This window comes from Hydrogenophaga sp. (genome assembly GCF_051007235.1).
GTDB lineage: Bacteria > Pseudomonadota > Gammaproteobacteria > Burkholderiales > Burkholderiaceae_C > Hydrogenophaga.
This window is the reverse complement of record NZ_JBPCSJ010000565.1, coordinates 1-4,747: the sequence shown is the minus strand read 5'-3', so window position 1 is coordinate 4,747 and position 4,747 is coordinate 1. Positions and strand designations below refer to the sequence as shown.

At 65.2% G+C, this 4,747-nt stretch carries 4 protein-coding genes; 3 read left to right on the top strand and 1 reads right to left on the bottom strand.

The annotated features are described in order from the left end of the window. Window positions 1-195 precede the first annotated feature (195 nt). A complete protein-coding gene (locus ACR2JA_RS20040) occupies window positions 196-921 on the bottom strand; it encodes a Crp/Fnr family transcriptional regulator (RefSeq protein WP_434010818.1) in 726 nt (241 codons plus the stop codon). 178 nt (window positions 922-1,099) lie between these two features. On the opposite strand from ACR2JA_RS20040, the gene ACR2JA_RS20035 reads away from it, so the two are divergent. The 3 genes from ACR2JA_RS20035 to ACR2JA_RS20025 form a co-directional block, all read left to right on the top strand. Beyond that, window positions 1,100-3,046, top strand: coding sequence for an AMP-dependent synthetase/ligase (locus tag ACR2JA_RS20035; protein WP_434010817.1), 1,947 nt, complete (start codon window positions 1,100-1,102; stop codon window positions 3,044-3,046). A gap of 79 nt (window positions 3,047-3,125) precedes the next feature. Next, the gene (locus ACR2JA_RS20030) at window positions 3,126-3,908 is read left to right on the top strand and encodes an ABC transporter ATP-binding protein (protein WP_434010816.1); all 783 of its coding nucleotides are present in this window, start codon (window positions 3,126-3,128) and stop codon (window positions 3,906-3,908) included. A gap of 15 nt (window positions 3,909-3,923) precedes the next feature. Continuing rightward, window positions 3,924-4,747 (top strand): branched-chain amino acid ABC transporter permease (locus ACR2JA_RS20025; protein ID WP_434010815.1); only part of this gene is annotated, 824 nt, incomplete at its 3' end.

Genomic DNA, 4,747 nt, shown 5'->3' with positions numbered 1-4,747 from the left:
GTTGTAGGCCGCCCAGGCGGCATCGCGTGCGGCGCGTTCGGCCTGCACTTCCGAAAGGGGGCGTGCCCGGGCCGGTCCCCGCGGACGAACGGGCGCACGGGGCGCAGCGGGCTTGTCCGCCACCGACTTGGGTTTGAGTTGCAGGGTCTTGGGCTTTTCGGTCATGCGCCGATGATCCCACGACAGCGTTCGGATTCAGAGCTCTCCGCTGCGCAGCGCCTGCAGATCCAGCACCCGCAGCCCGCCGTACTCCACGCGGATCCAGCCCTTGGCCGACAGCGTGGTCAGCGCTTCGTTCACGCGCTGGCGCGACAGACCCACCAGGTAGGCCAGTTCCTGCTGGGTGATGCGCAGCACGCCGCCGACGTTGGGCGAGAGCAGCGGGTGGAACAGCGCGGCCAGGTTGCGGGCGACGCGCAGATCGGGGTTGTTGATGCGGTCGATCTCGCGCGCAGCGATGAACTGGCCCAGGCGCTCGTTGAGCTGGTTCATCACGAAACGGTTGAAGCCGATGGAGTGGTCCAGCAGCCAGTGGAAGGTGTCCACCGGCAGGCCCGCTGCGCGGCTCTTGCGCAGGGCCTGGATGTTGTAGCGGTAGTGCTCGCGCTTGAGCACCGTGCCTTCGCCGAACCAGCCGCCGGGCGCCACGCCGGTGAAGGTGATGACCGCGCCTTGCGAATCGTCGTTGCTCATCTTGAGCAGACCGTCGAGCAGGCCAAACCAGTAGGTGGCGGGGCGGCCGATGCGGCAGATGAATTCGCCCACCTGCACCTCGCTGACCACCACCGCGTCCAGCGCGCGCTGGCGCTCTTCGTCGGTCAGGCCCTTGAGCCAGGGAATTTCCGACAGCTCGCTGGCGGACGCAGGCCGCGCGCTGGCGCGCAGCGCGGAGCCGGATCGGACGGGGTGAGGAAAGGCCATGGGGCTGGGGAAGGACGGCTGGCGGCCTAGGGAAAGTCCTAGCTGGGTTGACCCCTCAATTGTCGTCGCACCGACAACATAACGTCAAACATCGGCCTACTATCCGCCCCATCGGTATCGGACGGTGACCGTCTTCCAGCCCCCTTTGGGCGGCGGAAGACCCAAGGAGACAAGCCCCATGCAAACGACGTTCCCCCGGCTGTTGCTGGACCACGCGGCCCGGCGCCCCGACGCTCCCGCCATGCGCGAAAAGGAATACGGTATCTGGCAGACCACCAGCTGGTCGGCCATGGCGCAGCTGGTCCAGGCGATTGCCTGCGGCCTGCACCAGGCCGGCCTGACCCGCGGCGAGCACATGGTGGTCATCGGCGCCAACCGCCCGCGGCTGTACGCGACCATGCTGGCCGCGCAGTCGCTGGGCGCGATCCCGATCCCGCTGTACCAGGACGCGGTGGGTGGCGAATGCGTGTTCCCCATCAACAACGCCGAGGTGCGCTTCGCAGTGGTGGAAGACCAGGAACAGGTCGACAAAATGCTGGAGATCCAGCCGCAGTGCCCGCAGTTGCAGCACATCTTCTACGACGACCCGCGCGGCCTGCGCAACTACGACCAGCCCGGCCTGGGTGGCCTGGAAGAGCTGGTGGGCGCGGGCCAGGCCTTCGCCAAGGCCCACCCCGACTTCTTCAAGGAAGAGATCGAGAAAGCCCAGCCGGCCGACGTGGCCGCGATGTTCTTCACCTCGGGCACGACCGGCAACCCCAAGGGTGTGGTGCACACGCACAGCACGCTGATCGACCGCGCCGACGTGGGTGCACGCTTTGACAAGCTGACCGAAAAGGACGAAGTGCTGGCCTACCTGCCGCCGGCCTGGATCGGTCAGAACATCTTCAGCTACGCGCAGTGGCTGGTGGCCGGTTACGTGGTGAACTGCCCCGAGTCGGGCGCCACCGTCACCATCGACCTCAAGGAAGTGGGCCCCACCTACTACTTCGCGCCGCCGCGGGTGTTCGAAGGCCTGCTCACCACGGTGATGATCCGCATGGAAGACGCGGGCGCGCTCAAGCGCAAGATGTTCCACACCTTCATGGACGTGGCGCGCCGCATCGGTCCGGCCAAGATGGATGGCAAGTCGGTCGGTCTGGTGGACAACCTCAAGTACGCGCTGGGCAACCTCTTCGTCTACGGCCCGCTGCGCAACAGCCTGGGCATGAGCCGTGTGCGCGTGGCCTACACCGCCGGCGAAGCCATCGGCCCCGACCTGTTCAGCTTCTACCGCAGCATCGGCATCAACCTCAAGCAGCTCTACGGCTCGACCGAAACCGCCGTGTTCGTCTGCCTGCAGCCCGACCACGAAGCGCGCGCCGACACCGTGGGCGTGCCCTGCGAGGGCGTGGAGATCAAGCTGTCCGAGTCCGGCGAGATCCTGGTGAAGTCGCCCGGCCTGCTCAAGGAGTACTACAAGAACCCCAAGGCCACCGAGGAGGTGCTGACCGCGGACGGCTGGTACCACACCAGCGACGCCGGCTTCATCGACGCTTCGGGCCACCTCAAGATCATCGACCGCGTCAAGGACGTGGGCCGCATCAAGGGCGGCGCCAACGACGGCGCCATGTTCGCGCCCAAGTACGTCGAGAACAAGCTCAAGTTCTTCTCGCAGATCAAGGAAGTGGTGGCCTACGGCGACCAGCGCGAGAAGGTCTGCGTGATGGTCAACATCGACTTCGAGGCCGTGGGCAACTGGGCCGAGCGCCGCAACCTGCCCTACGCCGGGTACACCGACCTGGCCGGCAAACCCGAGGTGTATGAGCTGATCCGCGACTGCGTGGAGAAGGTCAACGCCGACCTCAGCCGCGACACCCTGCTGGCCGGCAGCCAGATCAGCCGCTTCCTGGTGCTGCACAAGGAACTGGACGCCGACGACGGCGAACTCACCCGCACCAACAAGGTCCGCCGCGGCTTCATCGCGGACAAGTACAGCGCCCTGGTGGACGCGCTCTACAGCGGCAAGAGCGAGCAGTACATCGAAACCCAGGTCAAGTTCGAAGACGGCCGCACCGGCAGCGTGAGCGCCACGCTGAAGATCGGCGATGCCAAGACGTTTGCACCCGTGAAGGCCGCAGCATGAGCAACGCAGGACCGCTCCAAGTTGCGAAAGCCCCCCTGGGGGGCGGCGCAGTACATGAAATGACCAGCGTGGGGGCTCAATGACCAAGAAAATCGGCGACGTCATCCTTGACGTCCAGAACATCAGCCTGCGCTTTGGCGGCGTCAAGGCACTGACCGACATTTCCTTCAATGTGAAGGAACACGAGGTGCGCGCCATCATCGGCCCCAACGGCGCCGGCAAGAGCTCGATGCTCAACTGCATCAACGGCGTGTACTCGCCGCAAGAAGGCAGCGTCACCTTCCGCGGCCAGAACTTCAAGCACATGAACAGCCGGCAGGTGGCCGAGATGGGCATCGCCCGCACCTTCCAGAACCTGGCGCTGTTCAAGGGCATGAGCGTGATCGACAACATCATGACCGGCCGCAACCTGCGCATGAAGAGCAACCTCTTCCTGCAAGCGCTGCGCATCGGTCCGGCCCAGCGCGAAGAGGAACAGCACCGCGAGTTCGTCGAGCACATCATCGACTTCCTGGAGATCCAGGCCTTCCGCAAGACCCCGGTGGGCCAGCTGCCCTACGGCCTGCAAAAGCGCGTCGACCTGGGCCGCGCCCTGGCCATGGAGCCGCAGGTGTTGCTGCTGGACGAACCCATGGCCGGCATGAACCTGGAAGAGAAGCAGGACATGAGCCGCTTCATCCTGGACGTGAACGACGAGTTCGGCACCACCATCGTGCTGATCGAGCACGACATGGGCGTGGTGATGGACATCTCCGACCGTGTCGTGGTGCTGGACTACGGCAAGAAGATCGGCGATGGCACCCCCGACGAAGTGCGCAACAACGAAGAAGTGATCAGTGCCTATCTGGGCACCTCACACTGAACGCGGAGACACACCATGGGATTCTTTCTGGAAACACTGCTCGGCGGCCTGATGGCCGGCATGCTCTATTCGCTGGTGGCACTGGGCTTCGTGCTGATCTTCAAGGCCTCGGGCGTCTTCAACTTTGCTCAAGGCGCGATGGTTCTGTTCGCCGCGCTGGCGATGGCCCGTTTCTCCGAGTGGATCCCGCAGTGGCTGGGGCTGGAAAGCAAGCTGCTGGGGAACATCATCGCCTTCTTCATCGCCGCCGGCTGCATGTTCATCCTGGCCTGGCTCATTGAGCGGCTGGTGCTGCGCCACCTGGTGAACCAGGAAGGCGTGACGCTGCTGATGGCCACGCTGGGCATCACCTACTTCCTCGACGGCCTGGGCCAGACCATCTTCGGCAGCGACATCTACCCGATCGACGTCGGCATGCCCAAGGACCCGGTGTTCCTGTTCGAGAGCGTGTTCGAAGGCGGCGTGCTGGTGAACCAGGAGGACATCATCGCGGCCGTCATCGCGGCCATCCTGGTGGCCGCCCTGTCGCTGTTCTTCCAGAAGACCAGCACCGGCCGCGCCCTGCGCGCAGTGGCCGACGACCACCAGGCGGCGCTGTCGATCGGCATCCCGCTGCAGCATATCTGGGCCATCGTCTGGGGTGTCGCCGGGTTCGTCGCGCTGGTCGCCGGCATGATGTGGGGTGCGCGCAATGGCGTCCAGTTTGCGCTCACGTTCACGGCGCTCAAGGCACTGCCGGTGCTGATCCTCGGCGGGTTCACATCGGTGCCGGGCGCCATCGTCGGTGGGTTGATCATCGGCGCCTCCGAGAAGCTGGCCGAAATCTACATCCCGCCGGT

Coding starts and splice junctions, on each gene's coding strand:
- ACR2JA_RS20040 (WP_434010818.1), bottom strand. CDS start 921: ATGGCCTTTCCTCACCCCGTCCGATCCGGCTCCGCGCTGCGCGCCAGC.
- ACR2JA_RS20035 (WP_434010817.1), top strand. CDS start 1,100: ATGCAAACGACGTTCCCCCGGCTGTTGCTGGACCACGCGGCCCGGCGC.
- ACR2JA_RS20030 (WP_434010816.1), top strand. CDS start 3,126: ATGACCAAGAAAATCGGCGACGTCATCCTTGACGTCCAGAACATCAGC.